This is a genomic window from Kitasatospora sp. NPDC094019 (assembly GCF_044764505.1).
Taxonomy (GTDB): Bacteria; Actinomycetota; Actinomycetes; order Streptomycetales; family Streptomycetaceae; genus Kitasatospora.
In genome coordinates this window covers 372,508-388,699 of sequence record NZ_JBIWIF010000006.1, presented here as the reverse complement: position 1 = coordinate 388,699, position 16,192 = coordinate 372,508, and the positions used below count along the sequence as shown (strand labels likewise).

The following is a 16,192-nucleotide window of genomic DNA, read 5'->3' as shown; positions in this document are numbered from 1 at the left end:
TAGGCTCGATCGCATGGCCTACGACCTGGTGATCTTCGACAACGACGGTGTGCTGGTGGACAGCGAGCCGCTCTCCAACCGGCTGCTCGCCGAGTACCTGACCGAACTCGGCTACCCGACCACGATCGAGGACTCCTACCGGGACTTCATGGGCACCGCGGCCCACCGGATCCACGACGTGATCGCCGAGCGCCACGACGGCGCCAGGCTCCCGGAGGGCTTCGACGAACTGTTCCACGCCCGGGTGTTCGCCGCGTTCGGGGCCGAACTCACGGCCGTGCGGGGCGCGGAGGCACTGCTGAAGGAACTCGGGCGGCGCTCGGTGCCGTTCTGTCTGGCCTCCTCGGCGCACCACGCGTGGATCCGCACCGCCCTCGACGTCACCGGTCTGCGCGGGTGGTTCCCCGAGGAGCGGATCTTCAGCGCGCAGGACGTCGGCGTCGGCAAGCCGGCACCCGACCTGTTCCTCCACGCAGCGCGCGCCCTCGGCGTCGAACCCGCCCGCTGTCTGGTGCTGGAGGACAGCGTCAACGGCGTGCTGGCCGCCCGGGCCGCCGGGATGGACGTGTACGGCTACACCGCGCTGACCGACCCGGCGAGGCTGACGGCGGCGGGTGCCACCGGTCTGATCGGGGATCTCGCCGAGGCCGCCGCGCTGCTCGACCGGTAGCGGTCCGGGACCGTTCGGGGGTGGGGCACCGGCGCCGGTGCCCCACCCCCGCACTCGTGACGGTCGATCAGCAGGCGTAGTTCGGCTGGACGTTCCAGTAGTCCAGCTTCGACCAGGTCTGCGGGCCGACCTCGCCGTCCTGCTGGATGTGCACACAGCCCTGGAAGTAGAGAACGGCGTTGCGGGTGGCCTGGCCGAACACGCCGTCGGCGATCAGCTTGTAGCCCCGGTCCGGGTGGATGGAGCGGTTGAGCTCGCACTGGAGCTCGCGCACCGCGTCGCCGGTGGAGTTGGCCTTCAGCAGCGGCTCGGCGGTGCTCCACTCGGAGCACGGCTGGCCGCTGCTCGCGGCGGACGCGGTGGTGGCGGTGGAGACGCCGCCGGCGAACACGAGGCCGGCGACGGCCAGGCCGGTGAGGATCTTGCGCATGGGGGTTCCCTCCCTGTGAACGCGTGCCGGGGCCGGCCCGCGGTCGGTGCGTCCGGCGTGGTGCCGGACTGGCCACGACTCTGCTCGTTCGGGGGCCGACGACCAAGGCCCGGACCGTCCCAGAGCCGTCCCAGGGCCGTCCCGGGACGGCCCTGGGACGGCGCCGGCGGTGACGCCGCAGGTGGCTCCGGGTCCGTCGGCCGGCCTCCGCGCGGCCGTCCCGCGCGCGCACCCCCTCCCGCGAACGCCCGTCAGCGCCTACGCTCTCGCCACCGACCGCCGTACCGGCCAGTAGCGAGGTGGATGTGCCTACCGAGAGTGCCTACCGTTCCGGGAGCGACGAGGGGGACGGGAGCGTGGGGGGCGGGAGCGTCCCGGTCACGCCGCGGCTGCGGGCGGGCCGGGCGGCGCTGGCCGCGAGCTTCCTCCTCCAGGGCGTCACCTTCGCCCTGCTGGTCACCTGCATCCCGGAGATCCAGGACCGGTACGGGCTGAGCGACTCGCTGCTGCCGTTGTTCCTGGCCGCGGTGCCGGTGCTGGCCGGGGTGGGGTCGATCGCCTCCGAGCGGCTGGTGCGCCGGACGAGCGCGCGGGCCGTGCTGCGGGTGGTCCAGCCGACGGTCTGCGCCACCCTGGCCGCCGCCGGACTGGGCGGCGAGCTGTGGCAACTGGCGCTGGCCCTGGGTGCCTTCGGCCTGCTGGTCGGCGCGCTGGACGCGAGCATGAACATGCTCGGGGTCGGGCTCCAGCACCGTTACGGCCGCTCGGTGATGCTCGGCTTCCACGCCGCCTTCAGCCTCGGCGGCATCGTCGGCGCGGCCGCCGCGGGTCTCGGCGCGCATGTCGGGCTCGGTCTGCCGGTGCTGTTCGGGACGGCGGCCGGGGTGGTCGCCCCGCTCGCGCTGCTGGCCGGCCGCTGGTTCGCCGGACCGGCCGAACTCGGTGACGCGGTACGGGAGGCCGCCGCGGCCGCCGCCCGGTCGATCCCCTGGCGGCCGCTGCTGCCGCTCTGCCTGGTGATGGCCTTCGCCTACATCGCCGACGCCTCGGTCTCCAACTACAGCGTCAAGTACCTGACCGACGGGCTGGGCAGTCCGGAGGACGTCGCCAAGCTCTCCTACCTCGGCTACATGGTGGCGATGCTGCTCGGCCGGGCGCTCGGGGACCGCGCGGTGCAGCGCTGGGGCGCCGTGCCGGTGGTGCGGTCCGGTGCCGCGCTGTCCGCGCTGGGGTTCGCGCTGGCCGCCGCCGCGCCCGCCGCCTGGGCCGGGATCGCCGGGTTCACCGTGCTGGGACTGGGGATCTGCGCGATCATCCCGCAGGTGTTCGCGGCCGGTGGGCGGTTGTTCCCGGCCGACTCGGACGCCGCGGTGGCCCGGCTCAACCTGTTCAACTACGTCGGCTTCCTGGTCGGTTCGCCGCTGGTGGGAGCACTCGCGGACGCGAGTTCGTACCGCTGGGCGCTGCTGGCGCCGATGCTGCTGGTGCTGGCCGTGCTGCCGCTGGCCGACCGCTTCGCCCCGGCCGCTGCCGCGCCGTCCCCGGTCCCGTCCGGTCCGGCCGTCCGGGACGCCGTCCGGGGCGCGCCGTAGCGACTCGCCCGCGGCGGGCCCCGGGGCCCGCCGCGAGGGGGCGGCTCAGGGAGTCGCCTTCCTGATCTCCTCCAGCGACTCGTGCAGGATCGTCCTCGCCCGGGCGAACCAGTCGGTGAGCACGGCGATCTCAGCCGGGGTGTAGTCCGCGAAGAGGCCGTTGATCCGTCCGTAGAACGGGCCGTAGACCTCCATGATCCGCTCCTGGGCGGCGGCCTCCAGCACCACCCGCACCCGGCGGCGGTCGTCCGGGTCGGCCTCGCGCCGGGCGTACCCGGCCTTCTCCAGCCGGTTGAGCACACCGGTCACCGCGCCGGTGGTCAGCTGCGCGCGTTCGGCGAGGTCGCCCGCCGCCAGCGCCTGACCGGCCATCGCCGCCTCGATCAGGAAGCCGACGCAGGTGAGGTCGGTGACGTTGAGGCCGAGCCGCGCCGCGATGTCCTGCTGGCCGAACTGCGCGAGCGCGATCATCCGGTCCATCGCGTAGAGCGCCTGCTCGGGGGACGCCTCGGGGCGCGGCTTGCCCTCCACGGGAAATCTCCTTAGCATCTAAGTTACTTAACTCGTGAGATAAGACGTCGGTCCGTTCGCGGACGGGAGCCCGGGTGGACCCGTCCATCACACCAAACGAGGAGACATGGGCGCACACGCTGATCACGACATGGGGCACACCGTGGCCGGCTGGACCGGCACCGCCGTCGTCACCCTGGGCTTCGCCGTCGCCGGCGCCGCCTTCGTCGCGGGCTCCGGGCCGGGGCTCTGCGCGGGCGCGGCGCTGATCCTGCTCGGGGCGGTCGCCGCCTGGACGCTCCACCTGGCCGGCCGGGGCAAGGCCACCGGGCCGCGCCCGCCGGAGCTGCGGCACTGGCGCGTCCCCGACCCGGCCGGCCGCCGCGGCCACCCCGACTGCCTCGGCTGCCGCCTGGCCGGCCGCCGCACCGCCCGCGCCGCGACCCCGGCCGCCGCGCCCGTCGCCGCCGCCGTGCCCGCCCCGGGGGCGGGCACCCGGGTCTGACTCCCGTACGGCGGGCGTTCGAGGACCTGTTGCCCGGTCGCGCGGCCGCCACCCACTACGGTGGACGCCATGCCCGACGCCGAGCGTGACCCCTCCTGCGGCCTGCACCTCTTCTGGGACGAGGCGGTCACCGCCTACGATTTCGGCCCGGGCCACCCGATGGACCCCGCCCGGCTGTCGCTCACCATGCGCCTGGTGGAGGAGCTCGGCCTCGCCGCCGGACCCGGTGTCACCGTCCGCTCCGCGCCCGCCGCGGGCGACTCCACCCTCCGCCTGGTGCACACCGCGGCCTACGTCGAGGCGGTCAAGCACGCCGCCGCCCACCCGGACCGGCAGGACCCGCGGCACGGCCTCGGCACCGACGACAACTGGTCCTTCCCCGCCGTCCACTCCGCCTCCGCGCTGATCGCCGGCCAGTCGGTCGCCGCCGCCGAGGCGGTCTGGCGCGGCGAGACGCCGCACGCCGTCAACTTCGCCGGCGGGCTGCACCACGCGATGCCCGACCGCGCCTCCGGCTTCTGCGTCTACAACGACCCGGCCCTCGCCATCGCCCGGCTGCTCGAACTGGGTGCCGAGCGGATCGCCTACGTCGACGTGGACGTCCACCACGGCGACGGCGTCCAGCAGGCGTTCTGGGACGACCCCCGGGTGCTCACCGTCTCGCTGCACGAGCACCCGGCCACCCTCTTCCCGCAGACCGGCTGGAGCACCGAGACCGGCGGCCCGGGTGCCGAGGGCTCCGCCGCCAACCTCCCACTGCCGGCCGGCACCGGGGACGCCGGCTGGCTGCGCGCCTTCCACGCCCTGGTGCCCGAGCTGCTCGGGGCCTTCCGCCCCCAGGTCCTGGTCACCCAGCACGGGGCGGATACCCACCTGGAGGACCCGCTCGCCCACCTCGCCGTCACCGTGGACGCCCAGCGGGCCGTCGCCGAGGAACTGCACCGGCTGGCGCACGAGCACGCCGACGGCCGGTGGATCGCGCTCGGCGGGGGCGGCTACGCGGTCGTCGACGTCGTGCCGAGGGCCTGGACCCATCTGGTCGCCACCGCCGCGGGCCGGCCGGTCGACCCGGCCACCGAGACCCCGGAGTCCTGGCGCGCCGAGGTCTACCGGCGCACCCGGGGCCCCGCCCCGCTGCGGATGACGGACGGCGCCCGCCCGGTCTGGCGCGACTTCGACGCGGGATACGATCCGGCGGACCGGCTCGACCAGGCGATCCTGGCCGCCCGCCGCGCCGTTCTGCCGCACCACGGCCTGCTGCCCTGACCGGGCCGCCGGACGGGCGTCGTCCGCTTGCGAAGACCTGGTGTCCGGTCGCGTTCCGTGCGCAGGCCGACCGGTACATATCGCCGATCGGCTACGTACTGCAACCGACTTATCCCTCACCGTACGAGGACTGGGCTTCTCCCCCTTCCCACTGGTACCACCCATAACTACTCTGGGGATACACGTGTGCCGGTGGAGTCACCGGAGGGGAAGCCGGTGCCTTGCACACGGGTAAGGGTCGGGTGATGGTCATGAGTTCCGGCGAACGCCCCTTGCAGGACGTCGTCTTCCTGACCGTGGCCGAAGTGGCCGCGGTCATGCGGGTCTCCAAGATGACGGTCTACCGGTTGGTGCACAGCGGTGAGCTGCCTGCCATCCGGGTCGGCCGCTCGTTCCGGGTGCCCCAGCAGGCAGTGCACGAGTACCTCAAGGAGTCCTACGTGCGGCTCGAAAGCGCGTAGGCGAGGCCGGTCCGGACGGGGTCCACCACCGGTGGGCCCCGTCTCCGTTCGCTCCGGATTCGCCTGCGGTTCGCCTGCTCCAGGGGGTGCGATTACGACCCTGGGCGAGTGGACGGTAGGCTGGGCCCTCACGTCAGTCGTATGGACTCCGTCTCTCACGGGCGAGAGTCTCAGTGAGCGAGGGTTGTTCCGTGGGCTCTGTCATCAAGAAGCGTCGCAAGCGTATGGCCAAGAAGAAGCACCGCAAGCTTCTCAAGCGCACGCGCGTTCAGCGTCGCAACAAGAAGTAAGCGCCCCCGGCCGCGCTCGCGCGCCCAGCGCTTGACTCCGCCCGTCCTGGCCCTCCGGCCGGGGCGGGCGGTGTCGTTTCCCGGCCCGCTGCTTCCGGCCGTCGGTCCCCGCCCGTCCGTCCCCGGCCCGGTCGTTTCCCGGCCCGCGGGGGCGGCGCGGTACGGTGCACGCAGGTCTCCCGGGCCGAGGAATGGGGTGCAGCGCTGTGGGAACGGTCGTGCTCGTCACCGGCGTGGCCCGGCACCTGGGCGCCCGCTTCGCCGCCGAGCTGCGCCGTCGGCCGGGAGTGGATCTGGTGGTGGGCGTGGACGTGCAGCCGCCGCGCCCGGCCCTGCGCGCGCTCGCCGACCCGGACGGGCCCGCCGCGCCGTACCGCTTCCACCAGCTGGACCTGCGCCGCCCCGCCGTGGCGCGGGTGATCGCCGAGCACGGCGTCGACACCGTGGTGCACCTCGCGGTCAGCGCCACCGGACTGGGCTCCACCAACCGCTCCGCGGTGAAGGAGTCCAATGTGATCGGCACCATGCAGTTGCTCGGCGCCTGTCAGAAGGCGCCGGGGGTGCGCCGGCTGGTGGTGAAGTCGACCACCGGCGTCTACGGTTCGGCGCCGCGCGACCCGGCGGTGTTCACCGAGCGGACCCAGCCGAAGACCCTGCCGGGCGGCGGCTTCGCCAAGGACGCGGTCGAGGTGGAGGGCTACGTCCGGGGCTTCGCCCGGCGCCGTCCGGACGTCGCCGTCACGGTGCTGCGGTTCGCCAACATCGTCGGCCCGGGCGCCGACACCCCGCTGACCGACTACTTCGCGCTGCCGGTCCTGCCGACCGTGCTCGGTTACGACCCCCGGCTGCAGTTCGCGCACGAGGACGACGTGGTCGAGGTGCTCTGCCGGGCGGCCTTCCCGGCCGAGCCCGGCACCGTGAACACCGGCACCGTCAACGTCGCCGGCGAGGGCGTGCTGCTGCTCTCCCAGTGCGCCCGCCGCCTCGGCCGGCCGACCCTGCCGCTGCTGCTTCCCGCGGTCAGCTGGATCGCCGGACTGGCCCGGCAGACCCGGCTGGTCGACGTCTCGCCCGAGCACCTGCGGCTGCTGACCCACGGCCGGGTGGTGGACACCGCGCGGCTGCGCGGGGCCTTCGGCTACCGCCCGGTGTTCACCACCCCGGAGGCGTTCGCGGACTTCGCCGCCGCGCAGGCGCCGGGCCTGCTGCCGCCGCGACGGCTGACCGCCGTCACCGACGGCCTGGCCGGGCTGCTCGGTCCGGAGGCCGGCCGACCCCCCGCCCCGGGCTCCACCACCCCGGGCGCCCCCGCCCGACCGCACCGACCCAGGAGCTGAACCCGCATGAGTGCCGCCGCCGAGAACGCGCCGGGTGAGGCGAAGGTGATCCCGATCGAGTCCGCCCCCAGCTGGAGCGAGCCGCCGGCCGACGGCTCCGGCCTGGCCGACCGGGTGGCCGGCGCCGTCGGTGGCGCGCTGGCCGGGCGGCTGGGCGCCGCCGCGACCCGCGCGTTCGGCAAGGGCTGGGAGGACCGGGCCGCCGACGGACTCGCCTTCCTGCGCCGCCGGATCACCGGCGACTACGAGGTGGACGAGTTCGGCTTCGACCGGGAGCTGACCGAGGAGGTGCTGCTCGGGCTGCTGCGGCCGCTGGCGGAGAAGTACTTCCGGATCGAGGTGCGCGGGATCGAGAACATCCCGGCCGAGGGCGGCGCGCTGATCGTCGCCAACCACTCCGGGACGATCCCGCTGGACGCCCTGATGACCCAGGTGGTGATACACGACCACCACCCGCACCACCGGCACCTGCGGATGCTCGCCGCCGACCTGGTGTTCGTCCTGCCCGGGATCAACGAGCTGGCCCGCAAGGCCGGGCACACGCTGGCCTGCAACGAGGACGCCCAGGGTCTGCTGGAGCGCGGCGAACTGGTCGGGGTGTGGCCGGAGGGCTTCAAGGGGATCGGCAAGCCGTTCTCCGAGCGGTACAAGCTCCAGCGCTTCGGCCGGGGCGGTTTCGTCTCCTCGGCGCTGCGGGCCCGGGCGCCGATCGTGCCGTGCTCGATCGTCGGGGCCGAGGAGACCTACCCGATGATCGGCGACTTCCGGACCCTGGCCCGGCTGCTGGGCCTGCCGTACGTGCCGGTCACGCCGACCTTCCCGTGGTTGGGTCCGCTGGGGGCGGTGCCGCTCCCGACCAAGTGGATCATCGAGTTCGGCGAGCCGATCCCGACCGACCGGCACCCGGTGGAGGCGGCCGACGACCCGATGCTCGTCTTCGACCTGGCCGACGAGGTCCGGGAGACCATCCAGCACACGCTCTACCAGCTGCTGGTGCGGCGGCGCTCGGTGTTCTTCTGAGTCGGTCCGGGTTCTTCCGGGTCGGGTCCGGCCGTCCCGGGACGGCCGGACCCGACCCGGGACGGCCGGGGCCCCGGATCCTCGCGGCGAACGGCGGGCCCCGGCGGACAGCTCGTCCGCCGGGGCCCGCCGTCGCGGTCGCCGGGTCAGCCGCCGAGGATCCGCAGACCGGGCAGCAGGCCCGGGATCAGCGGGGGCACCTCGACGCCCTGCTGCTGCGCGGCGCTGCTGCTCGCACTGGGCGACTCCGACGGCTGCGCCGGGGAGCGGTCCGGTGCCGGGGCCGGGGCCTGGGCGTCCGCGCTGGGCGAGGGCTTGGCCCCGGTGAGTCCACTGGTGAGGTTGTCGACCAGTCCGCCGACCGGCGCGGGCACGACATTGGCGTCGCCGCCGGGCAGTGGTGCGAGCGGTGCGCCCGGGGCCGCGGGCGCCGCCGGTGCGGGCGCGCCGCCCTGCGGCGGGACCTGCGGGGTGCTGCCGGGCCGACCGCCGACCGCGCCGCCGGCCGGTCCGCCGGTGGCGCCGCCCTGGGCCGGTGCTCCGCCGACCGCCGGGTCGCCGCCGGGCGAGGTGCCGGTGGACGGCCCGCCCTGGCCGCCGTTCCCGCGGGTGCCGTCGCCCGCCCCGCCGTCGTCCGGCATCCCGCTCGTGGCGGGCTGCTGGACCAGACGCAGGGGCGCGACGTCCTGGCTTATGTCGTCGAAGAGCTGGTCCACCATGTGGGCCTGCGGGACGAGCTGGACCGGGAGCCGGGACTGGACCTCGGCCCAGGTGCCGTCCTCGTCGTGGGCGAAGCCGGCCAGGGTGCGCATCGGGTCGAGCGAGCCGTTGTTGCGGTAGACGGCGCGCAGCAGGTCCCGGCCCTTGAGGGCGTCGCTGTGCATGTCGTCGAGGGCCTTGCGGACCTGCTCGACGGTGCCCGGGCTGAGCGAGCCGCCGGTGCCCGACCTGCCCACCAGTGACCGCGCCTCGCCGAGCCGGGTGGCCGCGTTGTCGAGCAGCAGCTCGCCGCGCTCGCTGTCGGTGTCCGCGAGGTTGAGCCGCAGCCCCTCCAGCCCGCGCTTCATGCCGTACAGCGGGTCGCCCGGGAGGGCGTTGCCACTGGCGGCCGCGGCCCCGGCGAAGCTGCCGACGGCGAGGCCGGCGACGAGTCCGCCGATCGCGAACCGGCGGCTCCAGCGTCCGCGCGGCGCCGTGCGGACGGCCCGGTGGCGGCGCTGGCGTGGCACGGTGACACCCGGCCCGCCCGCGAACGCCTGCTCGAACGCGGCCATCAGCTGGGCGCGTTGGACGGTCCGGACCTCGTGGTCGAGCTCCGGGGCGGGCAGCGCGCGGAGCGCGCCGACCGTGTCGATGAGTTCGGCCATCGCGGCCGAACCGGCCTTGCCGGCAGCGGTGTTGGCCGTTCCGTTGCCGTCGTCGGCGCTTTGCTCCGCCTGGTGGGCCTCCAGCGCCTCGGCGAGGGCCTTCGCCCGCCGGTGCTCCAGCACGTTTGCCGTCACGGGCCACACCTCCCTTCGTCGTTGTCGACACCCCGGCCTGCCGGACGGTTGCCCCGGCAAGCCAAAGCCACTCCATCGGGTGAGAGGTCGCAATTCGACTTGACCGCACGCCTGGTGGAGGCTTGCAAGCTGGCCAACGAGCGGTGCGGGCGGTCGGTTACGCACGACTGATCATCGGACCGACCGTTCACCCGGATGTGTCGGGCCGCCGCCGAGGGTGACGGCCCGCCCGCTATCTCTCCCGCCGCTTCCCCCGGGGACTCCCCGGACCGCCGCCGGCTCACCGCGCGTCGGGCGGGAGCAGGCGGGCCAGGGTGCGGACGGCGCGGTACTGGAGGGTCTTGATGGCGCCCTCGTTCTTGCCCATGATCCGGGCGGTCTCGGCCACCGACAGCCCCTGCAGGAAGCGCAGCGTGACGCACTCCTGCTGCTGCGGGTTCAGCCGGCGGACCGCCTCCAGCAGGGCCGCGTTGGAGAGCGACTCCAGCACCGAGTCCTCGGGGCTGCGCTCGCACTCGTTCGAGTCGAGCATCTCGCCCGTGGTGACCTCCAGCCGGAACCGGCTGGACTTGAAGTGGTCGGCGACCAGGTTGCGGGCGATGGTCACCAGCCAGGCGCCGAAGTCCCGGCCCTGCCAGGTGAAGGTGCCGATCCGGCGCAGCGCGCGCAGGAACGTCTCGCTGGTGAGGTCCTCGGCGGTGGCCCGGCTGCCGACCCGGTAGTAGATGTAGCGGTAGACGGTGTCCGCGTAGTGGTCGTAGAGCCGGCCGAACGCCTCGCTCTCGCCGGCCTGGGCCCGCTCGACCAGCTCCATGATCGGATTGTGCTCGGTCTCGTAACCGGGGCCGGTGGTGGTGCGGGAGCGGCTGCGGCCGCCGGCGCTGCCGGCCCGGCCCCGGGTGCCGGCCCCGGCGGAGCCGGCCGCGGTGGTGCGCAGCAGGGGGGTGCCGGGGCGGTCCTGGGTCTGACCGAACGCGGCTCCGGCGGGCACCAGTTGGGGGGTGGAGGCGAGCTGGCTGCGGAGCAGGCTGCGCAGCAGGTCCAGGCCGGTGGAGATCTGCCGGGGCGGGACCGGGCGGCCGCGGAGGCTGGTACGGGAGCGCAGGGGCGCGGACGACGGGCGGGAGGGTGCAGGCGCGTCGTTCCGGACGGGTGGGTACACGGGACTCCCAGAGGCAGAACTGTGGACGGATCACCTCCGCCTGCGCGGAGAGCACGTCCGCGCCCCCCGGGTCGCGCTGGGGCGGTTGGGTGACGTGCATCCAGGAGAGAATAACGCTTTGTGCAATGACAGCTACACCGTGTGGTCGAAGTGGTCGTTTGGGATCCGCATTGAGCGGATATCCGGCTGACACTGACCGAACATGTCGGCGATCGCCTGGCCCAACGTGACAGAACGAGTGCGCCAGGTGACCAATTCGGTGGCGTGGCGGGCGGTTTCCCGGTTCTGGGGCCGGATAACCCCCGACTTTGCCGAGCTGGCGAACGATCAGATCCGGTCACTGGCTGGCGAGTTCGATCGACAGGGCCGGACGGGCCCGCGACGCGCGGGAGTTCGCCCGTACGGGCGGCATCGTCAGCGCGCGAATTGACCGGCCCCACTCCGGCGCGGGCCCCGGTGGCCCTCCCCGGGGGCCGTTCCGTTCAGCGGCGGTTCCGGCGGTGCAGCGCGGCCCAGGCCGCGGCGGCACCCGCGGCCACGCCGAGCGCGGCGGCGGCCGGCAGGCCGACCCGGGCGGCCTTCCGTCCGGTCCGGAAGTCCCGGACCCGCCAGCCCTGCGCCCGGGCGTGCCGCCGGAGCGCGCCGTCCGGGTTCACGACGTAGGGGTGGCCCACCAGCGACAGCATCGGGATGTCGTTGGCCGAGTCGCTGTACGCGGCGCAGCGGTCGAGGTCGAGCCGCTCCCGCCGGGCCAGCGAGCGCACCGCGGCCGCCTTGGCGGGCCCGTGCAGCAGCTCGCCGACCAGCCGGCCGGTGTACGCGCCGTCGCGCGCCTCGGCGACGGTGCCGAGCGCCCCCGTCATGCCGAGCCGGGCGGCGATGATCCGGGCCACCTCCACCGGGGCGGCGGTGACCAGCCAGACCCGCTGTCCGGCGTCCAGGTGCATCTGGACCAGGGCCCGGGTGCCCGGCCAGACCTTGTCGGCGATGACCTCCTCGAAGACCTCCTCGCAGAGCGCCTCCAGTTCGGCGGTCCGCTTGCCGGCGACCAGGCCCAGGGCGGTGTGCTGGGCGTCGGCCACGTGGTCCGGGTCCTCGGCGCCGTACAGTCGGAACCACGCCTGCTGCCAGGCGAAGCGGGCGATGTCCCGGCGGGTGAGGAAGCCCCGGCGGTAGAGGCCGACCCCGAGGTAGAAGATCGCGGCCCCGCGCAGGATGGTGTTGTCGCAGTCGAAGAAGGCGGCGGCGCGCGGGTCGTCCGGCTCGGGGGTGTGGTTCTCGGCGGGGGGCCTCGGCGCCTTGCCGCGCCGGGCGGGCTCCGCCTCCCCGGTGGGCTCCGGCGCCCCGGCCGGCCGGGCGTCCCCCGTCGGCCCGGCGCTCCCGTCCGGTGCCGCCGGTGTTGCTCCGGCCGGTGCCGGGGCGGCCCGCAGGGCGGCCTCCGCCGCCTCCGCCGCGGCCTCGCCCGCCAGCGCGGCCCGCGAGCCGGTGGAGCGCTTTGCCTGGGTGAGCCTTCGGATCACGGCCATGTCATCGAGCATAGCCAGCCACCTGTGCGGCGGCCGTGACGGCGGCGTGCCCGACGGGTGAACGGCGGCCGTGACGGCGGCGTGCCCGACGGGTGAACGGCGGGCGGGTCGGCGGGGTGGTCGGCGGGGTGGGGCAGCGGGCGGGTCGGCGGGGTGGTCGGCGGGGTGGGGCAGCGGGCGGATCGGCGGCGTGGGCGGCGGGTCGGTCGGCCGGGTCCGGTCCGCCCGCCGGGGCGGCGCACAATGGCGGGGTGAGTCCACTGCTGCGACGTGACAAGAACCGGGGCCCGGAGCCGGCCGACCGGACGGTGACCCTGGTGGCCAAGCCCGGCTGCCATCTGTGCGACGACGCCCGGGAGGTGATCGTCCGGGTGACGGCCGAGCTGGGCGCGGCATTCGAGGAGAAGGACATCACCCAGGACCCGGAGCTCCACCACCTCTACTGGGAACAGATCCCGGTCACCCTGATCGACGGGCGCCAGCACGACTTCTGGCGGGTGGACGAGAAGCGCCTCCGGGCCGCGCTCGGCGGCTGATCCCGGCCCCGGCGGCCCCGGGCCGCGGGACGTCCGCGGGACCCGACGGGCGCCCCCAGCGCCCCCGCCGAACGGCGGGGGCGGTTCGCCGAATCGTTGTGAAGATTCCGCGTTCCCGGCTTGGGGCACCGGCCGTCGGTCGGCTTACGATCGAACTCGTCCGCGCCCATGGGGGGCTGAGCACACGAGGAGTGCCGCCATGCTTCCCGGTCCGCCCCCAGGCACGCCCGCCGAGCCGCCGGCCGCGCGCGGGGGCTTCGCCGTGGTGGACGTGGAGGCGACCGGGCGCAGCCCGTGGCGGCACCGGGTGGTCGAGGTGGCGGTGGTGCTGCTGGACGAGCGGCTCCGCCCCGAGGGCGAGTTCTGCACCCTGCTGGACCCGCTCGGCCCGGTCGGGCCCACCCATGTGCACCGGATAGCCCAGGAGGACGTCGAGGGCGCCCCGCGCTTCCGCGAGATCGCCCCGTTGCTGCTGGAGCTGCTGACCGGCCGGGTGCTGGTCGGCCATCACGTCACCTGCGACCACGCATTCCTGGATCGCGAATTCGCCCGGATCGGGGTCCCGCTGCCGCCGGTGCCCTCGCTGTGCACGATGCGGCTGGCCCGGGACCACCTGCCGGGCGCCGGTGGCTTCGGCCTGGCGGCCTGCGCCGCGGCGGCCGGTCTCGGCGGTTTCGCCGCGCACACCGCGCTCGGCGACGCCCGGGCCACCGCGGGCCTGCTCCGCCACTGCCTGGGCACGCCGTCCTGCCCGCCGGACGACTGGGCGGAGCCGCTGCGGGAGGCGGCCCGGGTGCCGTGGCCGAGGCTGGGGCGGGCCCGGTCCCGCCCGTCGGGGGAGCCGGTGCCGCTGGTCCTGCGGGGGTCCTCCGGTCCCGCTCCGCGGGAGGCGTCGAACGGCCTGCTGTACGGCCCTCGGCCACCCCTTGCACCGCCCCCGGCGGCGGCCCCGAAAGCGGCCGGTGCTATGGGGTCCACGGCGTGATGCGCATCACTGTGCGGGGACAAATCGGACACCATCTTTGTGCACACGTTCACAAACGCATAGCCTGGCTGCCAAAGCCCAGCTTCACCCACAGGAGCACCGTGGCAATCGGCCGATCACCACAGAGCAGTTCGCAGACGCCCGACCAGGGCGCCGCGCGCCGACCCTCGCGCGCCCGGGGCATCCCGGAGGCGACGGTCGCCCGGCTTCCGTTGTACCTGCGCGCGCTCACCGCGCTCTCCGAGCGCTCGGTGCCGACCGTCTCCTCCGAGGAGCTGGCGGCCGCGGCCGGAGTGAACTCCGCCAAGCTGCGCAAGGACTTCTCCTACCTCGGCTCCTACGGCACCCGCGGCGTCGGTTACGACGTCGAGTACCTCGTCTACCAGATCTCCCGCGAGCTGGGCCTGACCCAGGACTGGCCGGTCGTCATCGTCGGCATCGGGAACCTCGGCCACGCGCTCGCCAACTACGGCGGCTTCGCCTCCCGCGGTTTCCGGGTGGCCGCCCTGCTGGACGCCGACCCGACCGTGGTCGGCAACAGCGCGGCCGGCCTGCCGGTGCGCCACATGGACGAGCTGGAGTCCATCGTGGAGAGCCAGCACGTCTCGATCGGTGTCATCACCACCCCGCCCGGCGCCGCCCAGCAGGTCTGCGACCGCCTGGTCGACGCCGGTGTCACCAGCATCCTGAACTTCGCCCCGACCGTGCTGACCGTCCCGGACGGCGTCGACGTGCGCAAGGTGGACCTCTCCATCGAGCTGCAGATCCTCGCCTTCCACGAGCAGCGCAAGGCCGGCGACGAGCCCGACCGCACGGAGTCCGTGCTCGACCGCGCCCCCGGCCCGGTCCGCGCCGCCGCGGCCAAGCTGCGCCGGGCGGCCGGCGGCAGCACCAAGCCCCGCACCGCCGCCGAGCCGGCCAAGGACGCGGAGCCGACGGCGAAGGGCAAGCCCGGCAAGCCCGGCGAGGGCGAGTTGTCCGCGGTGATGCCGGCATGAGCGGGACCGGAATTCGTGGGACCAGGGGGCGGGCGTGAGTCTTCTCGTCGTAGGGCTGAGCCACCGCACGGCCCCCGTCGGCGTGCTGGAGCGGGCCGCGCTGACCGGTGAGGTGCCGACCCGGCTGCTGCACGACGCGGCCGCGTCCGCGACCGTCGCCGAGGCCGCGCTGGTCAACACCTGCAACCGGATCGAGCTGTACGCGGACGTGGACAAGTTCCACGCCGGCGTGGCCGAGCTGTCGCTGCTGCTCGCCCACCACAGCGGGGTCGACCTGGAGGAGCTGACCTCCCACCTCTACGTGCACTACGAGGACCGCGCGGTCCACCACCTCTTCTCGGTGGCCTGCGGCCTGGACTCGATGGTGGTCGGCGAGGGCCAGATTCTCGGCCAGCTGCGCGACGCCCTGGCCAGGGCGCAGGAGGAGCACACCGCCGCGCGCGGCCTCAACGAGCTCTTCCAGCAGGCCCTGCGGGTCGGCAAGCGGGCGCACAGCGAGACCGGCATCGACAAGGCCGGCCAGTCCCTGGTGACCTTCGGACTGGAGCAGGTCGCGGCCGGCGCGGGCCCGATCGCGGGCAAGCGGGCGCTGGTGGTCGGCGCGGGCTCGATGAGCTCGCTGGCCGCCGCCACCCTGGTCCGCTCGGGCGTGACGGACCTGCTGGTCGCCAACCGGACGCCGGAGCGCGCCGAGCGGCTGGTCGAGATCCTCGGCGGGGACGTCGCCCGCACCCTGGACCTGGCGAAGGTGCCGGAGGCGCTGGCCGACGTCGATCTGGTGATCTCCTGCACCGGCGCGGCCGGCACGGTGATCGGGGCGGACGACGTCGCCGCCGCCGTCGCCTCGCGCGCCGCCGCCACCCCCCTCGCCTTCCTCGACCTCGCCATGCCGCGGGACGTCGACCACGCCGTGCACGAGCTGCCCGGCGCGCTCCTGGTCGACCTGGAGAGCCTCTCCCACGCCCACGCCGCCACCCCCGGCGCCGGGGACGTCGACGCCGTCACCGGCATCGTCGCCGAGGAGGTCACCGCCTTCGGCGCCGCCCAGCGGGCCGCGCGGATCGCCCCCACCGTGGTGGCCCTGCGCGCGATGGCCTCCGGCGTGGTCTCCGCCGAGCTGGCCCGCCTGGACTCCCGGCTGCCCGGTCTGGACGAGCGCTCGCGCGCCGAGATCGGCCAGACCGTCCGCCGGGTCGTCGACAAGCTGCTGCACGCCCCCACCGTGCGGGTGAAGCAGCTGGCCGCCGAACCCGGCGGCGCCTCCTACGCGGAGGCACTGCGTGAACTGTTCGACCTCGACCCGGCCGCCGTCCACGCGGTCTCGGGCACCCCGATCGGCACCCAGCAGCCTGCGGGCGGGGGCGCCGGATGAACCGTCAGCCATCCCACGAGTACCACCGGG

17 protein-coding genes are annotated in these 16,192 nt (G+C 74.7%); 12 read left to right on the top strand and 5 right to left on the bottom strand.

The genetic code is table 11. The annotated features are described in order from the left end of the window. The first annotated feature begins 13 nt into the window (after window positions 1–13). Window positions 14–670 (top strand): HAD family hydrolase, encoded by a 657-nt coding sequence (locus tag ACIQ9P_RS16600; protein WP_402355565.1) that lies wholly within the window; start codon window positions 14–16, stop codon window positions 668–670. A 67-nt stretch (window positions 671–737) separates the two neighbouring features. On the opposite strand, the gene ACIQ9P_RS16595 is transcribed toward ACIQ9P_RS16600, so the two are convergent. Further along, a complete protein-coding gene (locus tag ACIQ9P_RS16595; RefSeq protein ID WP_402355563.1) occupies window positions 738–1,100 on the bottom strand; it encodes a peptidoglycan-binding protein in 363 nt (120 codons plus the stop codon). A gap of 389 nt (window positions 1,101–1,489) precedes the next feature. Here ACIQ9P_RS16595 and ACIQ9P_RS16590 point away from each other — a divergent pair, with 389 nt between their 5' ends. Further along, window positions 1,490–2,692, top strand: coding sequence for an MFS transporter (locus ACIQ9P_RS16590; RefSeq protein WP_402355861.1), 1,203 nt, complete (start codon window positions 1,490–1,492; stop codon window positions 2,690–2,692). Window positions 2,693–2,737: 45 nt separating this feature from the next. On the opposite strand, the gene ACIQ9P_RS16585 is transcribed toward ACIQ9P_RS16590, so the two are convergent. After that, window positions 2,738–3,223 (bottom strand): MarR family winged helix-turn-helix transcriptional regulator, encoded by a 486-nt coding sequence (locus tag ACIQ9P_RS16585; protein WP_402355561.1) that lies wholly within the window; start codon window positions 3,221–3,223, stop codon window positions 2,738–2,740. Between the two features lie 106 nt (window positions 3,224–3,329). Between ACIQ9P_RS16585 and ACIQ9P_RS16580 the strand changes: the two genes are divergently transcribed. From ACIQ9P_RS16580 to ACIQ9P_RS16555, 6 genes are all read left to right on the top strand, one after another. Then, window positions 3,330–3,707 (top strand): HGxxPAAW family protein, encoded by a 378-nt coding sequence (locus ACIQ9P_RS16580; protein WP_402355559.1) that lies wholly within the window; start codon window positions 3,330–3,332, stop codon window positions 3,705–3,707. Window positions 3,708–3,776: 69 nt separating this feature from the next. Beyond that, complete coding sequence (locus ACIQ9P_RS16575) at window positions 3,777–4,973, top strand: acetoin utilization protein AcuC (RefSeq protein WP_402355557.1); 1,197 nt, start codon at window positions 3,777–3,779, stop codon at window positions 4,971–4,973. Between the two features lie 251 nt (window positions 4,974–5,224). After that, a complete protein-coding gene (locus ACIQ9P_RS16570) occupies window positions 5,225–5,434 on the top strand; it encodes a helix-turn-helix domain-containing protein (protein WP_045937940.1) in 210 nt (69 codons plus the stop codon). A 191-nt stretch (window positions 5,435–5,625) separates the two neighbouring features. Continuing rightward, window positions 5,626–5,724 (top strand): 30S ribosomal protein bS22, encoded by a 99-nt coding sequence (locus tag ACIQ9P_RS16565; protein ID WP_003948845.1) that lies wholly within the window; start codon window positions 5,626–5,628, stop codon window positions 5,722–5,724. Window positions 5,725–5,930: 206 nt separating this feature from the next. Then, window positions 5,931–7,061 carry an NAD-dependent epimerase/dehydratase family protein gene (locus tag ACIQ9P_RS16560; protein ID WP_402355555.1) on the top strand — a complete coding sequence of 377 codons (1,131 nt, stop codon included), beginning with the start codon at window positions 5,931–5,933 and terminating at the stop codon, window positions 7,059–7,061. A gap of 6 nt (window positions 7,062–7,067) precedes the next feature. Continuing rightward, a complete protein-coding gene (locus ACIQ9P_RS16555; RefSeq protein ID WP_402355553.1) occupies window positions 7,068–8,081 on the top strand; it encodes a lysophospholipid acyltransferase family protein in 1,014 nt (337 codons plus the stop codon). A 146-nt stretch (window positions 8,082–8,227) separates the two neighbouring features. Here ACIQ9P_RS16555 and ACIQ9P_RS16550 read toward each other — a convergent pair whose 3' ends face one another. The 3 genes from ACIQ9P_RS16550 to ACIQ9P_RS16540 all read right to left on the bottom strand — a co-directional run bounded on the left by ACIQ9P_RS16550 (window position 8,228) and on the right by ACIQ9P_RS16540 (window position 12,271). After that, window positions 8,228–9,583, bottom strand: coding sequence for a DUF5667 domain-containing protein (locus tag ACIQ9P_RS16550; protein ID WP_402355551.1), 1,356 nt, complete (start codon window positions 9,581–9,583; stop codon window positions 8,228–8,230). Between the two features lie 280 nt (window positions 9,584–9,863). Then, window positions 9,864–10,640 carry an ECF subfamily RNA polymerase sigma factor, BldN family gene (locus ACIQ9P_RS16545; RefSeq protein ID WP_402355858.1) on the bottom strand — a complete coding sequence of 259 codons (777 nt, stop codon included), beginning with the start codon at window positions 10,638–10,640 and terminating at the stop codon, window positions 9,864–9,866. Window positions 10,641–11,227: 587 nt separating this feature from the next. Beyond that, entirely contained in the window at window positions 11,228–12,271 is a 1,044-nt protein-coding gene (locus ACIQ9P_RS16540) for an HAD family hydrolase (RefSeq protein WP_402355549.1), read from the bottom strand. Window positions 12,272–12,522: 251 nt separating this feature from the next. On the opposite strand from ACIQ9P_RS16540, the gene ACIQ9P_RS16535 reads away from it, so the two are divergent. The 4 genes from ACIQ9P_RS16535 (at window position 12,523) to ACIQ9P_RS16520 (ending at window position 16,162) form a co-directional block, all read left to right on the top strand. After that, window positions 12,523–12,807: a glutaredoxin family protein gene (locus ACIQ9P_RS16535; RefSeq protein ID WP_402355547.1), complete on the top strand. Its 285-nt coding sequence runs from the start codon at window positions 12,523–12,525 to the stop codon at window positions 12,805–12,807. 199 nt (window positions 12,808–13,006) lie between these two features. Next, on the top strand, window positions 13,007–13,792 hold the full coding sequence (locus ACIQ9P_RS16530) for a 3'-5' exonuclease (RefSeq protein WP_402355545.1): 786 nt from the start codon (window positions 13,007–13,009) through the stop codon (window positions 13,790–13,792). Between the two features lie 101 nt (window positions 13,793–13,893). After that, entirely contained in the window at window positions 13,894–14,790 is an 897-nt protein-coding gene (locus ACIQ9P_RS16525; RefSeq protein WP_402355543.1) for a redox-sensing transcriptional repressor Rex, read from the top strand. Window positions 14,791–14,824: 34 nt separating this feature from the next. Next, window positions 14,825–16,162: a glutamyl-tRNA reductase gene (locus ACIQ9P_RS16520; RefSeq protein WP_402355541.1), complete on the top strand. Its 1,338-nt coding sequence runs from the start codon at window positions 14,825–14,827 to the stop codon at window positions 16,160–16,162. Window positions 16,163–16,192: the final 30 nt, after the last annotated feature.